The organism is Cobetia sp. SIMBA_158 (assembly GCF_046566945.1).
GTDB lineage: Bacteria > Pseudomonadota > Gammaproteobacteria > Pseudomonadales > Halomonadaceae > Cobetia > Cobetia amphilecti.
The window spans coordinates 1-236 of sequence record NZ_JAWJYL010001078.1 but is presented as its reverse complement, the minus strand read 5'-3'; the positions used below and the strand labels follow the sequence as shown (position 1 = coordinate 236).

Annotated in this window: 1 protein-coding gene; it reads right to left on the bottom strand. The window is 64.0% G+C overall.

Going from position 1 to position 236, the window contains the following annotated elements:
- The coding region (locus R2R70_RS23095; protein ID WP_410979358.1) for a tail fiber domain-containing protein at nt 1-236 on the bottom strand (236 nt) is incomplete at both ends.

Here is a 236-nt window from a genome sequence, read left to right as displayed (position 1 = left end):
CCGGCATGCACCAGGCACGGCAGCACCTCTCGCATTTCCTGAGCGATGAAGCCGGTGCTGTCCTTTCCGGTCTTCTTGTGTCGGTAGCTCACGCCGCGCAGCTGTCTGCCCTTCTCCAGTGCGCCTTCCAGCGTCTCGATGTCGGTCTTGATGCGGGCGTCAGCAGCGGACGTGATGTCGCCGGTGACGGTCAGAGTGCTGTTGACCTTGCGGTTGCCGGTGACGGTGAGCGTGCC